The following is a 15,673-nucleotide window of genomic DNA, read 5'->3' as shown; positions in this document are numbered from 1 at the left end:
TGGCTGTCCGGCATCCGGCCGGTCGCTTCTACAATTCGTTGCCTCACGCGTACACGCGCACGCGCATGTGTGCATATTCAAGTTAACAGAGTTTTTGCCATGCCCCGCACCGCATCGACCGCCGCCCCTTCCCATCCATCGGGCCGCCGCATCCAGACCAGGCGCTCGGGCGTGCACGGCAACGGCGTTTTTGCCGTGCAGGATATTGCAGAGGGCGAAGTCCTTGTCGAGTACACGGGCGAAGTGATCGGCTGGGAGGAGGCGCAGGACCGCCACCCCCACGATCCCCTGCAGCCCAACCATACCTTCTATTTCCATGTGGATGAAGACCGCGTGATCGACGCGAAGTTCGGCGGCAACTCCTCGCGCTGGATCAACCACAGCTGCAACCCCAACTGCTACGCCGACGAGCGCGATGGCCGCATCTTCATCACCGCGCTGCGCAACATCGCTGCCGGTGAAGAGCTCAACTACGACTATGGCCTGATCATCGACGAACCCTACACCAAGAAGCTCAAGGCCGAGTACCCCTGCTGGTGCGGCAGCGACAACTGCCGGGGTACCCTGCTGGCGCCCAAGCGCGGCTGGCGTCCCCCGATGCCGCCCGAGCCTGCCGCACCGGCGCGTAAAAAGAGTAACAAAAAGAGCGACGGCGGCGCCGAGGCCCTCCAGACGGCGCAGCCCGCGCAGGGCGCCAGGCCATGACCGCACTCTCCCTGCGCTGGCCTGCCGAAGCCCTCTGGGAAGCCGTGGTGCCCCAGTTGCCCGGCTTTTCCGTCGAGGTGCTGCCCAGCATCGACTCCACCAACACGGAACTCATGCGCCGTGCGCGCGCGGGCCTGTGCGACCCCACCCTGCTCGTGGCCGAGCAGCAGACGGCCGGGCGTGGGCGCCTGGGCCGGGCCTGGCAAAGCGACGTGGGCGCCTCGCTCATGATGAGCCTGGGCCTGCCCCTGGCTCCGGCCGACTGGTCGGGCCTGTCGCTGGCCGTGGGGGTCAGCGTGGCCGAGAGCCTGCAGCCCGTGCTGCCTGCCGCCGGGCAGGCGCCCCGTGTCGGACTCAAGTGGCCCAATGACCTGTGGATCACCGGCGACCGCAAGCTCGGCGGCATCCTGGTCGAAACCGCGAGCTTCGTGGCGCCGCAGGATGCCCCGGCGGAGCGCGCCCCGGCGATCCGCTATGTGGTCGTGGGCATCGGCATCAATGTGCTGCCGCGCAGCGGCGAGGGCATGAGCATGCCGCCGGCCAGTCTGCAGGAGCTGGAACCTGGCCTCACGGCCCCCGAGGCCTTGCTGCGCATCGTGCCGCCCCTGGTGGCCATGCTGCAGTCCTTCGAGGGCTACGGCTTCTCCCCGATGCAGGCCCGCTTCGCGCAGCGCGACATCCTGCAGGGCCGCGCCGTGGCGCTCAGCGATGGGCAGGCGGGCACGGCCCACGGCGTGGGCGAGGATGGTGCCCTGCTGGTACAGACCGCCAGCGGCATGCAGGCCGTCACGAGCTCGGAAATCAGCGTGCGGCCCAGCCCCGTGCTGCCGTCATGAAAGAGGGAGCTGCATGCTGCGCCTGCTCATCCTGATCCTGCTGCTGGCCAATGGCGGCTATTTCGCCTGGTCGCATGGGCATCTGCGCGAATGGGGCCTGGCGCCCGTGCAGGAAGGCGAGCCCCAGCGCATGGGCCAGCAGCTGCGCCCGGAGACGCTGCAGATCCTGCGGGCCCGCTCCAACAGCCCGACTCCCCCGCCCCCCGTGGCCGAAGCCGCACCTGCCTCAACGGCCACCGAGTGCCTGCAGGCCGGTGTGTTCGACGAGCGCCAGGCCGATGCACTGCGCAGCGCTGCCGGTGGCCTGCCGCAGGGCAGCTGGGCGCTGGAGTCCACGCCCCTGCCCGGCCGCTGGATGGTTTACATGGGCCGCTTCGAAGACCAGGAGGCCCTGGACAAGAAGCGCGCCGAGCTGCGTGCGCGCAAGGTGGATTTCGACCGGCCGGGCGGCACGCTCGAGATCGGCCTGTCCCTGGGCCGCTTTGCGACCGAGGAGGCCGCCAAGCGCGAGCTGGTGGCCCTGGGCGAGAAAGGTGTGCGCACCGCCCGCGTGATCCAGGAGCGGCCCGAGTCCACGGGCTTCACGCTGCGCCTGCCGGCCGTGACCGAGGCGCTGCGCCCACAACTCGACACGCTGCGCGGCGCGCTGGCCGGTAAGGCGCTGCGCAGCTGCAGCTGAGCTGCCGGCGCATGCGGGCCGTGCGCGCACAGGCGTCCGATGCCGCCCCCTTTTTCCTTGCAAACCTGATCCCATGACCGAAGAAGCCTCTTCCATCCAGTGCGGCGAGCACGGCGAAGCCACCCCCACCTATGTCTGCGGCCACCTGCACGGCAACCCTGCGCAGCGCTGGTTCTGCGACGCCCCCGAGGCCGACTACCCCTTTCCCGACGCCTGGTGCGCCAGTTGCAATGCCGAGCTGATGAAGGAAGGTGGCGAGTGGAACGAGCGCAACGAAGGCTGCCTGGACCTGAAGATCCTCTGCCACCACTGCTACCAGAAGGCCATGGCCCAGAGTGTTGGCGCCATGGCCGAGCCGCAGCAGCACGCCTGGGAAGATGCCGTGGTCGACGCCCACCATGCGCTGGTCCACAAGCAGCAGGCGCTCGAAGCGGACCACGGCATCTCGCGCTTCGAGCGCTGGGATTACGACCAGGCGCAGGGCACGCTGACCTTCTCGCACGAGGGGGTCCCCAAGGTCGTGGCGGACATCGAGTTCATCGGCTCGGTCTCCAAGGCCAGCGGCACCTGGCTCTGGGCCTGGGCGAACTTCGGCAACCATGCCAAGGTGAGCACCCGCATACCGGCCGTGCGCGAATGGGGCGAGGTGCAGGGCTTTCTGCCATTGACCGTGCCGCGCTGGGATGCGGACGTGACGGACGGCTGGGAGCTCTCGGGCGTTGCCGCGCAGGTGCTGGGTGCGCGCGGGGTGTACCGCGCGCCCTCCGACAATGGCTACCTCTTCATGGCGCTGATGTCGGTGCGTGCGGTGGGGTAAGAGCCTGTTCAAAGTCTTTTTGCAGCCGCGTTGGGGCGCAATCGGGATGAGTGGATGCTTTGGATGCGCTGCATGGGCTCATGCCCATACAAGCAGCCGGGGCGTCCAATCGTCCGATTTCGCCCCAACCCTTCGGGCAAGTGCCTTTTCGGGCGGTTTGCGGCGTTGCGGCGCTTGCCGATAGCACGGCTATCGGCTGCGCACCGCGCCTAGCATCCCATCCCGAAAAGGGACTTGCGCGGTTTCAAAAAGACTTTGAACAGGCTCTGAGGGCCGCCTGGTGCGGCGCCCTGGCTACAGCGGGATCGCCCGCGTCTCCCCGTGCCGCAGCAGCCAGACGCGCTCGGCCGGCACGCCGCGCTCGGCCAGCGCCGCGGCCAGGTCGCGCGGCGGGTGGTCGAAGGCCTCCTGGGTGAGTGCAAAGGTGCCCCAGTGCACGCCCATGGCCTGGCGCGCCTCGACGTCCAGCATCAGCTGCACGGCATCCTCGGGGTTCACGTGCATGGGCTTCATGAAGTCGCGCGGCAGGTAGGCGCCGATCGGCAGGGCCAGGAAGTCCACGGCGCCCAGGCGCTGGCGGATGGCCTTGAAATCGCCGCTGTAGCCCGTGTCGCCCGGGAACAGGAAGCGCCAGGGCTGCGCCGCACCGGGCCGGTTCCATTCCAGCAGGTAGCCGCCCCACAGCGAGGCATTGGTGTCGTTCAGGCTGCGCCGGCTCCAGTGCTGGGCCGGGGTGAAGTGCACGCGCACACCGGGCGCCAGCTCCACGCTGTCCCACCAGCCGAGCTCCGTGGTGTTGTCCATCCCGCGGCGCAGGAACCAGTCCCTGAGCCCCAGGGGCACGATGAAGCGCGGGTTTTGCCCCGCTGCGCGCAAACGCTTCAAGGTGGCGCTGCACAGGTGGTCGTAGTGGTTGTGCGAGACCAGCACCGCGTCGATGCGCGGCAGCTGCTCGGGCGTGAGCGGTGGCGGTACGCGCCGCGGCGCGCCAAAACGGCCCAGCGGCCCGGCATGGCTGGCCAGCGTGGGGTCGATCAGCACATTCAGGCCCGCCACCTGCAGCAGCATGGAGACATGGCCCAGCCAGGTCACCACCGGCGCCCCGTGCCGCTGCGCCAGCAGCGCATGGTCCACGGGCTGGGTCCAGTCGCGCACGAAGCGTGCGTAACCCCCGGCGGGCTCGGTGCGCGGCTTGAAATCACCGCGCAGCGAGCGCCAGGCCATCTCGTACCAGGGGAAGTTGCCGATCACGACCTGGGCATCGGTGTTGCGAAAGCGGCGCGGCGGCGAAGCGGAAGGGGGCATGGGGTCTCTGGCGGAAGGGGGTTGCATGGTGCCTTGGACTGGCGTTCCCGGTGCTTGCTCAGGTGGGGGCGTGCTCGCTGGCTGCAAAGCGCACGCTGAAACGTGCCCCTGGCGGCTGCATGCCTGGGTGGGCGTCTTCGAGCTGCACCTCGGCCCCGTGCTTGCGCGCGATCTCCAGCACGATGGGCAGGCCCAGGCCCGAGCCGTCGGCGTCGCTGCCGAGCGCGCGGTAGAAGGGCTGGAAGACCAGATCGCGCTCGGATTCGGGCACGCCCGGGCCCGAGTCCTCCACCTGCAGCAGCAGCACCCGGCCGAAGGTGTCGGCCAGCACGCGCGCGGTCACCACGCCGGGCCGGTCGGGTGCCGACGGGGTGTAGTTGAGCGCGTTGTCCACCAGGTTGCGCACCAGTTCCTTGAGCAGCGTGGGGTTGCCGTCCACCCAGACGCCGGGCGAGCCGGGCTCGGCCCCGTCGTAGCCCAGGTCGATGCGTTTTTCGAGCGCGCGCGGCACCGAGTCGCGCACCACCTCGATGGCCAGGCGCGCCAGGTCGCAGGGCTGGCGTGCAAAGCCCACGCCGCTGCCCTCGGCGCGCGCCAGGGCCAGCAGCTGGTTGACGGTGTGCGTGGCGCGGATGCTGGAGCGCCCGATCTGCTGCAGCGAGCGCTTGAGCTCCTCGGTGCTGGTGCCCTCGCGCTGGGCCAGGTCGGCCTGCATGCGCAGGCCTGCCAGCGGGGTCTTGAGCTGGTGCGCCGCATCGGCCAGGAAGCGCTTTTGCGTGGCCAGCGAATCGTGCAGGCGCGTGAGCAGGTCGTTCACCGAGGAGACCAGGGGCGCCACCTCCAGCGGCACGGTGCGGTCGTCCAGCGGTGACAGGTCGTCGGGGTTGCGCGCGCGGATGCGCTGCTCGAGCTGGTTCAGCGGCTGGATGCCGCGCGCCAGCGCCAGCCACACCAGCAGCACCGCCAGCGGCAGGATCACGAACTGCGGCAGCATCACGCCCTTGATGATCTCGGTGGCCAGCACGCTGCGCTTCTCGCGCGTCTCGGCCACCTGCACCAGCGCCAGGGGGCTGTCCTTCAGGGGCAGGCGCACCCAGATGTAGGCCACGCGGATGTCGATGCCGCGCAGCTCGGCATCGCGCAACCGCACCTCGCCGGGCATGGGCACTTCGTCGGAAGGGGGTGCCGGCAGTTCGCGCTCGCCCGAGAGGAACTCGCCGCCCACGCCCTTGACCTGGTAGTACACCACGTCGGAATCGTCGGCACGCAGGATTTCGCTGGCCGGCTGGGGCAGGTTGAACTGCACGGCCCCTTTTTGCACGCCCACGAGCTGGGCCAGGGCATGGGCGTTGTACTCCAGCGCCCGGTCGAACGGCTTGTTGGCCAGGCCCTGGGCCACCAGCCAGGTCAGCGCCAGGCTCACGGGCCACAGCAGCAGCAGCGGGGTGAGCATCCAGTCCAGGATCTCGCCGAACAGGGAGCGCTGCTCGCGCTGGAAGATTTTCAAGGACTAGCCCGGGATCTTTTCGAGGCAGTAACCCAGGCCGCGCACAGTGGCAATGCGGATCGGGCCGCGCTCGATCTTCTTGCGCAGGCGGTGGATGTAGACCTCGATGGCGTTGTTGCTCACCTCCTCGCCCCATTCGCACAGGCGCTCGACCAGTTGCTCCTTGCTCACCAGGCGCCCGGCGCGCTGCAGCAGCACCTCCAGCAGGCCGAGCTCGCGCGCGGACAGCTCCACCATCTTGCCGTCGATGGTGGCCACCCGGCCGGCCTGGTCGTAGACCAGCGGGCCATGCTTGATGGCGCTGCTGGTGCCGCCCATGCCGCGGCGCGTGAGGGCGCGCACGCGCGCTTCGAGCTCCTGCAGGCTGAAGGGCTTGGCCATGTAGTCGTCGGCGCCGAAATCCAGGCCCTTGACGCGCTCTTCCACGCTGTCGGCCGCGGTGAGGATCAGCACCGGCAGGGCCGAACCCCGGCTGCGCAGCTTCTTGAGCACCTCCAGCCCGTGCATGCGCGGCAGGCCCAGGTCCAGGATCAGGAGGTCGAACTCGTTGTTGGTCAGCAGCGCGGCATCGGCCTCGCTGCCGCTGGCCACGTGGTCCACCACGGCACCGGAGCTGCGCAAGGTGCGCAGCAGGCCATCGGCCAGCACCTGGTCGTCTTCGGCAATGAGGATGCGCATGCGGGTGTCTCCTGGTGGGCGGCCTGTAGGGCAGGTTCTTGGGTTGGATTCTAGGGCGTGCCATCGGTTCAGTGCCGGCCCTCGCCGGTTGGCGCCGAAAGCGCGCGGCCTTTGGCTGGGTGCAAGCCTGGCGCATGGACAATGCGCGCCATGCACATCCTGCTCATCGAGGACGACCTGGACCTGGGGCAGGCGCTGCTGCAGGCCCTGCAGCTCGATGGCTTCACCGTGCAATGGCTGCGCAGCGCGGCGGCGACGCCGCCCGTGCCCGATGCCGACGAGGTGGCCGCGGTGCTGCTCGACCTGACCTTGCCCGACGGCCAGGGCATGGCGCTGCTGCGCCGCTGGCGCCGCGCTGGCCTGGCGCTGCCCGTGATCGTCATCACCGCCCGCACGGCGCTGCAGGACCGGATCGACGGCCTGGACGGCGGGGCCGATGACTATGTGCTCAAGCCCTTCCATGTGCCCGAGCTGCTGTCCCGGCTGCATGCCGTGCTGCGGCGCAGCGCCCGGCAGACCAGCGACGAGTGGATGCTGGGCGCCCTGCGGATCGCACCGCGGCGGCACGAAGCCTGGCTCGACGAGGTACCCCTGGCGCTGTCGCCGCGCGAATTCCGGCTGCTGCTGGAGCTGGCGCGCGAGCCCGGCACGGTGATCGCCAAGAACGTGCTGGCCCAGCGGCTCGAACCGCTGGGCGATGCCCTGGACGCCGCCACGCTGGAGGTGCATGTCTCCAACCTGCGCAAGAAGATCGGCGCGGAGCGCATCGCCACCGTGCGCGGCGTCGGCTACCGGCTGCAACAGCCATGACGGCGCCGGCGCTGCGGCCACGTTGGTGGGGCCCCAGCCTCACGCGCCGGACCTTGCAGGCCCTGCTGGCGGCCATGGCGCTGGTATGGCTGGTGCTGCTGGCCCAGGAGGCTCGCAACCACTACGCAGCGATGGACAGCAACCCGGGGGTGCGCCAGCTGGCCCAGGGCCTGGCGGTCCCTCTGAAGGCCATGCCCGATGTGGTCGAGGCGCGGGCGCTCGTGCGCGGCATGGCCCAGGCCCTGAATGCCATGCGCACCGACGTGGCCCTGCTGCAGGGCGATACAGTCGTGCTGCAACTGCAGGACGCGCAGGGACGGCTGGTGCACAGCAGCGCTGCCGACGTGCCCGGGGTGGCCCTGGCCGGGCCGTCGGGCCATGCGCCCATGGAGATTGCCGGCCGAACCTACTGGGCGGCCTGGGAATCCGCCGGCGCCTGGCGCGTGCTGGTGGCCGAGCCGCGCCTGTCCGATGCGCGCCTGCTGGGCTTCATGGGCGAAGACCTGGCGATGTCGGTGCTGCTGGCGCTGCCCCTGGTGGGCCTGCCCTTGTGGCTGGCCGTGCGCACCGGCCTGCGCCCGCTGGAAAGGCTGGGGGCGCAGATTGCCGCGCGCTCGGCGCAGGACCTGCGGCCCTTGCAGAACCTGCCGGTCGAGCGGGAGTTGCGGGGGCTGGCCCAGGCCTTCGACGCCTTGCTGGGCCGGCTGCGCGGGCACCTGGCGCGTGAGAAAGCCCTGGTGCACGACGCTGCCCACGAATTGCGCACGCCGATGGCGGTGATCGCCGCCCAGGCCCATGTCCTGCTGCAGGCACCGGAGGGGCCGGTGCGCGCGCAGGCCGCCGACGCCCTGGTGCAGGCCCTGCAGCGTGCAGCACACCTGAGCGAGCAATTGCTCACCCTGGCGGCACTGGAGGAGTCCCCCAGCCTGCGGGCGGGCCCACTGGACCTGGTGGCCCTGCTCCAGGATTGCGTGGTGCAGCGCAGCCCCTGGGCCGACGGCCTGGGCGTGGAACTGTCCCTGGAGGCACCGGAACGCTGGGTGCTGCCGCTTGACCGCCAGCTGCTGTGGTCGGCGCTGGGCAATGTGCTGGACAACGCCCTGCGGCATGGATGCGGGCCAGGCGCCGGGCGCGAGGTGCTGGTGCGGGCCACGCAGGAGGGCGCGGAGGTGGTGGTCTGGATTGCGGACGACGGGCCGGGCATCGGTGTGGACGAACAGGCGCAGGTGTTCGAGCGCTTCTGGCGCTCGCCGCGCGCGCGCAGCAGCGGATCGGGCCTGGGGCTCACCATCGCGCAGCAGGCCGTGGCCCACCTGGGCGGCAGCGTCACCCTGGGGCCGGGCCTGCACGGGCGCGGCGTGGGGTTCACGCTGCGCTGGCCCACGGCCTTTGGCTGAGCCCAAGGTTCGGGTTCCAACAATCGGGCATCTTCTTTTTTTGTACGAGATGCCATGCAGCTTCCGATCCTTCCCGCGGCGCCCCGTGCCGCCCTCCCTCGCCGCCAGTGGCTGGCCTTCGTGGGGCTGGGTACCCTGCTCACCGCCTGTGGGGGCAGTGGGGGTGAGCCCCTCCTTCTCGATCCGGAACAGGCGGGCCTGCAGTCCCGCGCCAGCGATCTGGTGACCGAGGGGCTGGTCGGCACCGCCGTGGGCTGGGCCGATGTCCGTGAGGTCCGCACGGCGGTGGCCGGCCTGCGCCGCCTGGGGGGCCGTGCACTGCTGGAGCCAGGCGACCTGATGGCCATCGGCTCCAACACCAAGGCCATGACGGCCTGCGTGGCGGCCAGCGTGGTGGACCAGGGGCTGCTGCGCTGGGACAGCACGCTGGCGCAGGTGCTGCCTGAACTGGCCCGCGACGCGCTACCCGCCTACCGCCACATCACGCTGCGGGCTCTGCTGGACCACCGTGCCGGTGTCATGGCCTTCACGGCCCCGGCGGACATTGGCCTGTTCGAGCAGCAGGCCGGGGAGCCGGTGCTGGTGGGGCTGCAGCAGCCTGCCGAGGTCGAGGCGTTCTTTCTGCGCTGGCTGCTGCAGCAGCCGCCCATCCCTGCCACGGGGGCGTTGCCGGGCTATGCCTACTCCAACGCCGGCTATGCACTGGCGGCCCGGATGCTGCGCGCTGCCACGGGCCTCGGCTGGGCAGACCTGCTGCGCCAGCGCGTTGCCCAACCCCTGGGCCTGGCCCTGTTCGTGGGTGCCCCCCTGCGCCATGGGGGCCACCAGCCCCAGGGCCACGAGGTCGTGGGTGGGCGCCTGCAGCCCCAGGCCCTGCCCGAGGCGCCGGAGCGGGCCTGGTTCGAGATCCTGGAACCCGCCGGAGCGGTGAGCCTGGCCGTGCGCGACGATGCCCTGTGGCTGCAGTGGCACCTGCGGGCCCTGCGCGGCGAGGCCACACCCCTGCCCCGAAGCTATGTGCAGGCGCTGCAGGGGCTGGGCCGCACACCGGCCGACAACTATGTGCTGGGCTGGGTGGCGCAGACCGAGCAGGGTTCGGGGTGGCTGGTGCACACCGGGCAGACGCTGGGATTCCAGGCCGTCTCCGTCGTGGCCCTGGACGGATCCCGTGCCGGCCTGGCCCATTCCAACGCCGTCGCCGGGGATGGCCTGCCGCGGCTGTTCCAGGCGGTCACCGGGCTGCTTTCCTGAAGGGGTCAGCGCGGGTCGTGGGCCAGCAGCTTGTCCACCAGCGCCCGCAGGTCGGTGCGCAGCCGTGCCATGCCCTCTGGGTGCTGGGCCAGGGTGGTCTCGTCCATGTACAGCCGGCGGTTGATCTCGAGCTGGATGCTGTGGCGGTGCGCAGCCGGGTCGCTGTAGCGGCGCACCAGCTCCACGCCCTTGTAGGGGTGGTTGTGCTCCACGCTGTAGCCGCAGCCGCGCAGGTGTTCGCAGACCAGGGCCGAGAGGGCGGGGCTGGCGGTGGTGCCGTCGCGGTCCCCGACCACGAAGTCGGCATGCACCAGGCCCGGGAAGTCGGTGGCGTGGCTGGCGGCCACGGCGGGCATGGAGTGGCAGTTGATGTGGATGCTGTAGCCGTGGCGTGCGTGCGCGGCATCGATGGCCTGCTGCACCGCGCCGTGGTAGGGGCGCCAGCAGCGCTCGATGCGCGCGCGCACCTCGTCCACCGTGAGCAGGCGCTGGTAGATGGGTTCGCCTTCGTCGGTGAACTTCCAGATCAGGCCCTTGCCCAGACGCACCTTGGAGAGCACGCGCGGGTCGGTGGAGATGGGGTCGGGCCACTCACCGTCGAGCAGCGTGGTGTCGAGTTCGGTGGTGTCGCGGTTGGCATCGAGGTAGATGCGCGGGAAGTGGGCTTCGACCCAGGCCACGCCCAGCGGCGGGGCGAAGTCGTAGATCTTTTCGACGTGGGTGTCTTCGGCGCGGCGCAGCGTGGGCAGCTCGCAGGCGGAGCCGAAATCGTCGGGGTAGCGGGTGCCGCTGTGCGGCGAGTCGAGCACCAGGGCGGTGGTGCCGGGCAGGTAGGTGAAGGTTGTCGCAGGCGCCAGCGGGGTGCCGGGGGAACCGGTGGCACCGGGCTGGGCCTGCTGGAATCGTCGGTTGATCAGTTTCAAAGCGGCATGCATAGGCAGAGTGTGCGCAATAAGGGGCGGCTGGCCTAGCCGCCCGGACCGGTTGGAGACTATGGTTATCCCTGAAGGGATGCCATGGGCCTCACCAGCTAGGGCCTTTGCAGGCCCCCTGTCGGGGACCTGGGGAAAATCAGTCCAGCGCGATCCTGGCGTAGGCCGCCACGCGCTTCATCTTCTCGATCTCGCGCACCAGCTGGGCCGAGAAGTCCTTGGGCGTGGTGCCCGAGGGGTACAGGCCCTGGCCGGCCAGGCGCTCGCGCACCGCAGGTTCCTGCAATGCCTGGGCCACGGCCTGCTGGATGCGGTCCACGGCGGCCGCGGGCGTGCCCGCAGGGGCCACCAGGCCGAACCACGACGGGTCGTTGTTGTTGGCAAAACCCAGCTGTGCATAGGTGGGGACGTCGGGCAGCACGTCAAGCCGCGTGGGCCACGAGACCGCCAGCGCCTTGAGCTTGCCGGCCTTGATGTGCGGCAGCGAGGAGGCCACCTGGTCGAAGTACACGGCCACTTGTCCGGCCAGCACGTCGTTGATGGCCGGGCCTGCACCACGGTAGGGGATGTGCACCATGGAGGTGCCCGTGCTGCTCTTGAACAGCTCGCCCCACATATGGCCGATGGTGCCGTTGCCGGGCGTCGCGAACGACACGCGGCCGGGGTTGGCCTTGAGGTACTTCACCAGGTCGGCGAAGTCCTTGACGGGCAGTGCGGTCGGATTCACCACGACCACGCCGGGGGCCTTGACGATCTCGGTCACGCCCACGAAATCCTTGATCGGGTTGTAGGGCAGCTTGCTGTACACGGCCGGGTTCACGCCATGGGTGGACAAGGTGGCCACGCCCAGCGTGAGGCCGTCGGCCGGGGCGCGCGCCACCTCGGCCATGCCAATGGATCCGCCTGCGCCGGCGCGGTTGTCCAGCACCACGGGTTGCTTGAGGATGCGCACCAGCGACTCCTGCAGTGCGCGCACGGTGATGTCGGTGGCACCCCCGGGCGGAAAGGGCACGACGATGCGCAGGGGCTTGGCATCTTGCGCCAGGGATATTCCAGGAACGAAAGATGCGGCAGCCAGGGTGGTGAGCAGATGACGGCGTTTCATGGGCGGTTTTCCTATGGAGGGGCTTTGAGGTTAATGGATCCGGTACCCTCTACCAAGCAATGGATGTGCCTGATAACATTCCAATATGGAATGATTTGAGAACTTACTATGTCGTCTCTTCGCCGCCTGTCTCCACCCCTGCACCTGCTGCGTGCGTTCTCCACCGTGACCCGGTTCGGGGGCGTCTCGCGCGCAGCCGAAGCGCTGCACCTGACCCAGAGCGCTGTGAGCAAGCAGGTCAAGGAGCTGGAGGGCTGGGTGGGTGTGCCGCTGTTCGAGCGCAGCCGCAAGCGCCTGGCCCTGACCCCGGCGGGCGAGCGCTATGAAAAGGCCGTGCGCGCCGTGCTCGCGCAGCTCGAAGCGGCCACGCTGGAGCTGATCACCAGCGACGATGGGGGTGGCGCGCTGCACCTGTCGAGCCTGCCGACCTTCGCGGCCAAGTGGCTCATCCCGCGGCTGCCGCAGTTCCAGCAGCAGCACCCGCAGGTCACGCTGCACTTCGTGCCCTATGTGCACAGCTACAACTTCGAGCGGCCCGAGCTCGATTGCGCCATCCTCTTCGGCGACGGCCACTGGCCTGGAGCCCATGCCCACTACCTCACGGGTCAGGACGTGGCGCTGATCGCACCGCGCACCCGCGTGGCGGACTGGGCCATCGACCACCCGCGCGATGTGGCGCGCCACACCTTGCTGCGCCATGTCACGGTGCCCGAGGCCTGGCTGCGCTGGAGCGAAACGCATGGGGTGCAGGGGCTCAACCCGCTGGCCGGCCCGCAGTTCGACCAGTTCCAGTCGATGATCCGTGCGGTGATGGCCGGCATGGGCCTGGCACTGGTGCCGCGCTGCCTGGTGCAGGACGAGATCACCAGCGGCCTGGTGCGCGAGCCCCTGCCCGGCTGCGGCTACCAGAGCGAGGTGGGCTACTGGTTCTGCTATCCCGAGGGGCGCAACCAGCTGCAGACCCTGCAGCAGTTCCGCCAGTGGCTGCTGGCCTGTGCCGAGCCTGCGTCCGCCGCTGCACTGCTGCCGCCTGCATAGGCACCTTGGCTGGCCCGACGTCAACTGTTGTTGACGGATTTCGAATCGTCAACTACAGTTGACGTCATGCAGGCACCCCCTTCCCTTCCTTCGCCCGAAGATCCCGAAGCCGCGCTCGCTTCCGTGGTGGCCTTGCGCCAGATGGCCGACCGGCTCGAAGCCAATGCCGTCGCTGCGGCGCTGCGGCAGGGCTGGTCCTGGGCGCAGATCGCGCAGGCGCTGGGTGTCAGCAAGCAGGCCGCGCACAAGCGGCTGTCCGCCCATGTTCCCCGATCCTGAGACAAAGGAGTTCCACCATGTTCCGCAAGCTGCAGCACCGTTTCCAGAGCATGCGCACCTTGAGCCGGCTGTGCACGGATGCCGAGGCCCATGCCCGTTCGCGTGGCCAGCCCGCGCCGGGCGCCGAGCACTTTCTGCTCGCTGCCATGGACCTGCCCGACGGCTCGGCGCGGCGTGCCTTCGAGAGTGTCGGTGCCGATCCGGCGGCCGTGGGTGAGGCCATCGAGCGCCAGTACCGTGAGGCCTTGCAGGCCGTGGGCGTGCAAGGCCCTTTGGCGCCCGCGGCCGCTCTGGACGCCCCTGCGGCGGCCGGCCTCTACCGCGCCCAGCCCTCGGGCCAGGAACTGGTGCAGGCCCTCGCCCGTTCGAGCAAGGAGCAGACGGGCCCCTTGCTGGGGGCGCATGTGGTGGCCGCCATCGCGGCCATGCCGCAGGGCGTGGCCGCGCGCACGCTGCGGGCCCTGGGGATCGATGCCGCGAGGCTGGTGGCTGCCGCCCGGGCCCAGGTGCCGTCGGCCGCCTGAGCGGGGTTCACGGCGCCTGCATGCCGGCGGCATCGCCGCCTGCATAGGCCTCCAGCCCGATGGCCACCACCGTGGCCACGTCCTTGCCCACCTCGCTGCGGAACTCCGCCTCGGCCTGGGCCACCGCATCGCGAAAGGCCTGCAGCCACGCCAGGCCTGTGGAGGTGAAGCACACGCGGCGCGCGCGCGCGTCCAGCGGGTCCGCCGCGCGCGTGACCAGGCCCCAGGCCTCGCACTGGTCCACCAGGGTGGCCATGGCCTGCTTGGTCATGCCGGCGCGCTGGGCCAGATCGGTCAGACGGTCGCCCTGCAGCGCCAGATGGCGCGTGATGTGCACGTGCGCCGCACTCACCTGGTCGCGCGCGGCCAGATTGGACAGCGCCAGCGGCACCTCCACGTTGTGCGCCATGAGCTGCAGCACCCGGGCGTCGAAGCGGCGCATGGCATGGCCGAGCAGGCGACCCAGGTGGGTCTGGCGCCAGCCGTCCTCGGCGGGGGTGGGCGGCGGTGCCGCAGGCAAGAAATCAGGCATGTAATATTGTCAGGCAAACTGACTAAATAGTGCATTGCTGCCGTGCAACGACTCGCATAAACTACTGTTCAAGCATCCAGCCTGTAGTTAATTGCAGACGAAGTGCAAACACCCAACCCGTTGTTTCTCAAGGAGTTTTTTCATGGACGTCGCAGTCAAAGGCACCAATCCCCCCCTCCCCGTCAACACCGAAAAGGCCAAGGCGCTGGCGGCTGCGCTCGCCCAGATCGAGAAGCAATTCGGCAAGGGCACCATCATGCGCCTGGGCGAAGGCGAGGTGATCGAGGACATCCAGGTCGTCTCCACCGGCTCGCTGGGTCTGGACATCGCCCTGGGCGTGGGCGGACTGCCACGTGGCCGTGTGGTCGAGATCTACGGCCCGGAATCCTCGGGCAAGACCACGCTCACCCTGCAGGTGATTGCCGAGATGCAAAAACTGGGTGGTACCTGCGCCTTCGTGGACGCCGAGCACGCGCTGGACGTGCAGTACGCCCAGAAGCTCGGCGTGCAGCTGTCCGACATGCTGATCAGCCAGCCCGACACGGGTGAGCAGGCCCTGGAAATCGTGGACAGCCTGGTGCGCTCGGGCGCCGTGGACCTGATCGTCATCGACTCGGTCGCCGCGCTCACGCCCAAGGCCGAAATCGAAGGCGAGATGGGCGATGCCCTGCCGGGCCTGCAGGCCCGCCTGATGAGCCAGGCGCTGCGCAAGCTCACGGCCACGATCAAGAAGACCAACTGCACGGTCATCTTCATCAACCAGATCCGCATGAAGATCGGCGTGATGTTCGGCAGCCCCGAAACCACCACCGGCGGCAATGCGCTCAAGTTCTACGCCTCGGTGCGCCTGGACATCCGCCGCACCGGCACCATCAAGAAGGGCGACGAAGCCATCGGCAACGAGACCAAGGTCAAGGTGGTCAAGAACAAGGTGAGCCCGCCCTTCAAGACGGCCGAGTTCGACATCCTGTTCGGTGAGGGCATCAGCCGCGAGGGCGAGATCATCGACATGGGCGTGACGGCCAAGATCGTCGAGAAGTCGGGCGCCTGGTACGCCTACAACGGCGAGAAGATCGGCCAGGGCCGTGACAACGCGCGCGAGTTCCTGCGCGAGAACCCCGACCTCGCCCGCGAGATCGAGAACAAGGTGCGCGAAGGGCTGGGCATTGCGCTGCTGCCCGACGGGCTGCAAGCGGCTGCCCCGGCAGGCGATTCGGACGAGTGATGCGGCGGCGCATTGGGCGCCACCGCAACACACCTGGGCGGCCATTGCGCAGT

The 15,673-nt window shown here is 69.5% G+C and carries 17 protein-coding genes; 11 read left to right on the top strand and 6 right to left on the bottom strand.

Annotation, left to right across the window (positions count from 1 at the left end; all coding sequences use genetic code 11):
* Nucleotides 1-99: 99 nt before the first annotated feature.
* The 4 genes from AC07PA_RS01185 (at nt 100) to AC07PA_RS01170 (ending at nt 3,037) form a co-directional block, all read left to right on the top strand.
* Nucleotides 100-705 carry an SET domain-containing protein gene (locus tag AC07PA_RS01185; protein ID WP_007856132.1) on the top strand — a complete coding sequence of 202 codons (606 nt, stop codon included), beginning with the start codon at nt 100-102 and terminating at the stop codon, nt 703-705.
* Nucleotides 702-1,541, top strand: coding sequence for a biotin--[acetyl-CoA-carboxylase] ligase (locus AC07PA_RS01180; protein WP_007856131.1), 840 nt, complete (start codon nt 702-704; stop codon nt 1,539-1,541). Before AC07PA_RS01185 ends, AC07PA_RS01180 begins: the two co-directional genes overlap by 4 nt.
* 13 nt (nt 1,542-1,554) lie before the next feature.
* A complete protein-coding gene (locus AC07PA_RS01175) occupies nt 1,555-2,220 on the top strand; it encodes an SPOR domain-containing protein (protein WP_494603822.1) in 666 nt (221 codons plus the stop codon).
* 73 nt (nt 2,221-2,293) lie between these two features.
* Complete coding sequence (locus AC07PA_RS01170; RefSeq protein ID WP_494603824.1) at nt 2,294-3,037, top strand: DUF6882 domain-containing protein; 744 nt, start codon at nt 2,294-2,296, stop codon at nt 3,035-3,037.
* A 294-nt stretch (nt 3,038-3,331) separates the two neighbouring features.
* On the opposite strand, the gene AC07PA_RS01165 is transcribed toward AC07PA_RS01170, so the two are convergent.
* Genes AC07PA_RS01165 through AC07PA_RS01155 form a run of 3 tightly spaced genes read right to left on the bottom strand, consistent with a single transcriptional unit; the run spans nt 3,332 to nt 6,527 of the window.
* Nucleotides 3,332-4,342, bottom strand: a complete 1,011-nt coding sequence (locus tag AC07PA_RS01165) for an MBL fold metallo-hydrolase (protein ID WP_494603826.1) — start codon at nt 4,340-4,342, stop codon at nt 3,332-3,334.
* A 58-nt stretch (nt 4,343-4,400) separates the two neighbouring features.
* Nucleotides 4,401-5,849 carry a sensor histidine kinase gene (locus tag AC07PA_RS01160; RefSeq protein WP_145693991.1) on the bottom strand — a complete coding sequence of 483 codons (1,449 nt, stop codon included), beginning with the start codon at nt 5,847-5,849 and terminating at the stop codon, nt 4,401-4,403.
* 3 nt (nt 5,850-5,852) lie between these two features.
* Nucleotides 5,853-6,527 (bottom strand): response regulator, encoded by a 675-nt coding sequence (locus AC07PA_RS01155; protein ID WP_007860685.1) that lies wholly within the window; start codon nt 6,525-6,527, stop codon nt 5,853-5,855.
* Nucleotides 6,528-6,677: 150 nt separating this feature from the next.
* Between AC07PA_RS01155 and AC07PA_RS01150 the strand changes: the two genes are divergently transcribed.
* The 3 genes from AC07PA_RS01150 to AC07PA_RS01140 are packed head-to-tail and all read left to right on the top strand — an operon-like array spanning nt 6,678 to nt 9,985.
* Nucleotides 6,678-7,337, top strand: a complete 660-nt coding sequence (locus tag AC07PA_RS01150) for a response regulator (RefSeq protein ID WP_494603829.1) — start codon at nt 6,678-6,680, stop codon at nt 7,335-7,337.
* Nucleotides 7,334-8,734, top strand: coding sequence for a sensor histidine kinase (locus AC07PA_RS01145; RefSeq protein WP_494603831.1), 1,401 nt, complete (start codon nt 7,334-7,336; stop codon nt 8,732-8,734). Before AC07PA_RS01150 ends, AC07PA_RS01145 begins: the two co-directional genes overlap by 4 nt.
* 54 nt (nt 8,735-8,788) lie before the next feature.
* The gene (locus AC07PA_RS01140) at nt 8,789-9,985 is read left to right on the top strand and encodes a serine hydrolase domain-containing protein (protein WP_494603833.1); all 1,197 of its coding nucleotides are present in this window, start codon (nt 8,789-8,791) and stop codon (nt 9,983-9,985) included.
* A gap of 5 nt (nt 9,986-9,990) precedes the next feature.
* On the opposite strand, the gene AC07PA_RS01135 is transcribed toward AC07PA_RS01140, so the two are convergent.
* Together AC07PA_RS01135 and AC07PA_RS01130 are read right to left on the bottom strand one after the other, a co-directional pair.
* A complete protein-coding gene (locus tag AC07PA_RS01135; RefSeq protein ID WP_494603835.1) occupies nt 9,991-10,920 on the bottom strand; it encodes an N-formylglutamate amidohydrolase in 930 nt (309 codons plus the stop codon).
* A 136-nt stretch (nt 10,921-11,056) separates the two neighbouring features.
* On the bottom strand, nt 11,057-12,022 hold the full coding sequence (locus AC07PA_RS01130) for a tripartite tricarboxylate transporter substrate binding protein BugE (protein ID WP_007860698.1): 966 nt from the start codon (nt 12,020-12,022) through the stop codon (nt 11,057-11,059).
* 108 nt (nt 12,023-12,130) lie between these two features.
* Here AC07PA_RS01130 and AC07PA_RS01125 point away from each other — a divergent pair, with 108 nt between their 5' ends.
* The 3 genes from AC07PA_RS01125 to AC07PA_RS01115 all read left to right on the top strand — a co-directional run bounded on the left by AC07PA_RS01125 (nt 12,131) and on the right by AC07PA_RS01115 (nt 13,863).
* Entirely contained in the window at nt 12,131-13,060 is a 930-nt protein-coding gene (locus AC07PA_RS01125) for a LysR substrate-binding domain-containing protein (RefSeq protein ID WP_007860700.1), read from the top strand.
* Nucleotides 13,061-13,126: 66 nt separating this feature from the next.
* Nucleotides 13,127-13,339 (top strand): helix-turn-helix domain-containing protein, encoded by a 213-nt coding sequence (locus tag AC07PA_RS01120; RefSeq protein ID WP_145693985.1) that lies wholly within the window; start codon nt 13,127-13,129, stop codon nt 13,337-13,339.
* A gap of 17 nt (nt 13,340-13,356) precedes the next feature.
* On the top strand, nt 13,357-13,863 hold the full coding sequence (locus tag AC07PA_RS01115; RefSeq protein ID WP_494603839.1) for a Clp protease N-terminal domain-containing protein: 507 nt from the start codon (nt 13,357-13,359) through the stop codon (nt 13,861-13,863).
* Nucleotides 13,864-13,870: 7 nt separating this feature from the next.
* Here the strand turns inward: AC07PA_RS01115 and AC07PA_RS01110 are convergent, their stop codons facing one another.
* Nucleotides 13,871-14,395 (bottom strand): MarR family winged helix-turn-helix transcriptional regulator, encoded by a 525-nt coding sequence (locus tag AC07PA_RS01110; protein ID WP_007860706.1) that lies wholly within the window; start codon nt 14,393-14,395, stop codon nt 13,871-13,873.
* A 142-nt stretch (nt 14,396-14,537) separates the two neighbouring features.
* Here AC07PA_RS01110 and recA point away from each other — a divergent pair, with 142 nt between their 5' ends.
* Nucleotides 14,538-15,620, top strand: a complete 1,083-nt coding sequence (gene recA / locus AC07PA_RS01105; protein ID WP_007860707.1) for a recombinase RecA — start codon at nt 14,538-14,540, stop codon at nt 15,618-15,620.
* Nucleotides 15,621-15,673: the final 53 nt, after the last annotated feature.

This window comes from Acidovorax sp. GW821-FHT09B03 (assembly GCF_059418305.1).
This window is presented reverse-complemented; position numbering and strand designations above follow the sequence as displayed.

Excerpts from the sequence above, each read along its gene's own strand:
- AC07PA_RS01170 (WP_494603824.1), top strand. The coding sequence starts at position 2,294 with ATGACCGAAGAAGCCTCTTCCATCCAGTGCGGCGAGCACGGCGAAGCC.
- AC07PA_RS01185 (WP_007856132.1), top strand. The coding sequence starts at position 100 with ATGCCCCGCACCGCATCGACCGCCGCCCCTTCCCATCCATCGGGCCGC.
- AC07PA_RS01175 (WP_494603822.1), top strand. The coding sequence starts at position 1,555 with ATGCTGCGCCTGCTCATCCTGATCCTGCTGCTGGCCAATGGCGGCTAT.
- AC07PA_RS01110 (WP_007860706.1), bottom strand. The coding sequence starts at position 14,395 with ATGCCTGATTTCTTGCCTGCGGCACCGCCGCCCACCCCCGCCGAGGAC.
- AC07PA_RS01145 (WP_494603831.1), top strand. The coding sequence starts at position 7,334 with ATGACGGCGCCGGCGCTGCGGCCACGTTGGTGGGGCCCCAGCCTCACG.
- recA (WP_007860707.1), top strand. The coding sequence starts at position 14,538 with ATGGACGTCGCAGTCAAAGGCACCAATCCCCCCCTCCCCGTCAACACC.
- AC07PA_RS01120 (WP_145693985.1), top strand. The coding sequence starts at position 13,127 with ATGCAGGCACCCCCTTCCCTTCCTTCGCCCGAAGATCCCGAAGCCGCG.
- AC07PA_RS01115 (WP_494603839.1), top strand. The coding sequence starts at position 13,357 with ATGTTCCGCAAGCTGCAGCACCGTTTCCAGAGCATGCGCACCTTGAGC.
- AC07PA_RS01130 (WP_007860698.1), bottom strand. The coding sequence starts at position 12,022 with ATGAAACGCCGTCATCTGCTCACCACCCTGGCTGCCGCATCTTTCGTT.
- AC07PA_RS01165 (WP_494603826.1), bottom strand. The coding sequence starts at position 4,342 with ATGCCCCCTTCCGCTTCGCCGCCGCGCCGCTTTCGCAACACCGATGCC.
- AC07PA_RS01150 (WP_494603829.1), top strand. The coding sequence starts at position 6,678 with ATGCACATCCTGCTCATCGAGGACGACCTGGACCTGGGGCAGGCGCTG.
- AC07PA_RS01140 (WP_494603833.1), top strand. The coding sequence starts at position 8,789 with ATGCAGCTTCCGATCCTTCCCGCGGCGCCCCGTGCCGCCCTCCCTCGC.
- AC07PA_RS01155 (WP_007860685.1), bottom strand. The coding sequence starts at position 6,527 with ATGCGCATCCTCATTGCCGAAGACGACCAGGTGCTGGCCGATGGCCTG.
- AC07PA_RS01135 (WP_494603835.1), bottom strand. The coding sequence starts at position 10,920 with ATGCATGCCGCTTTGAAACTGATCAACCGACGATTCCAGCAGGCCCAG.
- AC07PA_RS01125 (WP_007860700.1), top strand. The coding sequence starts at position 12,131 with ATGTCGTCTCTTCGCCGCCTGTCTCCACCCCTGCACCTGCTGCGTGCG.
- AC07PA_RS01180 (WP_007856131.1), top strand. The coding sequence starts at position 702 with ATGACCGCACTCTCCCTGCGCTGGCCTGCCGAAGCCCTCTGGGAAGCC.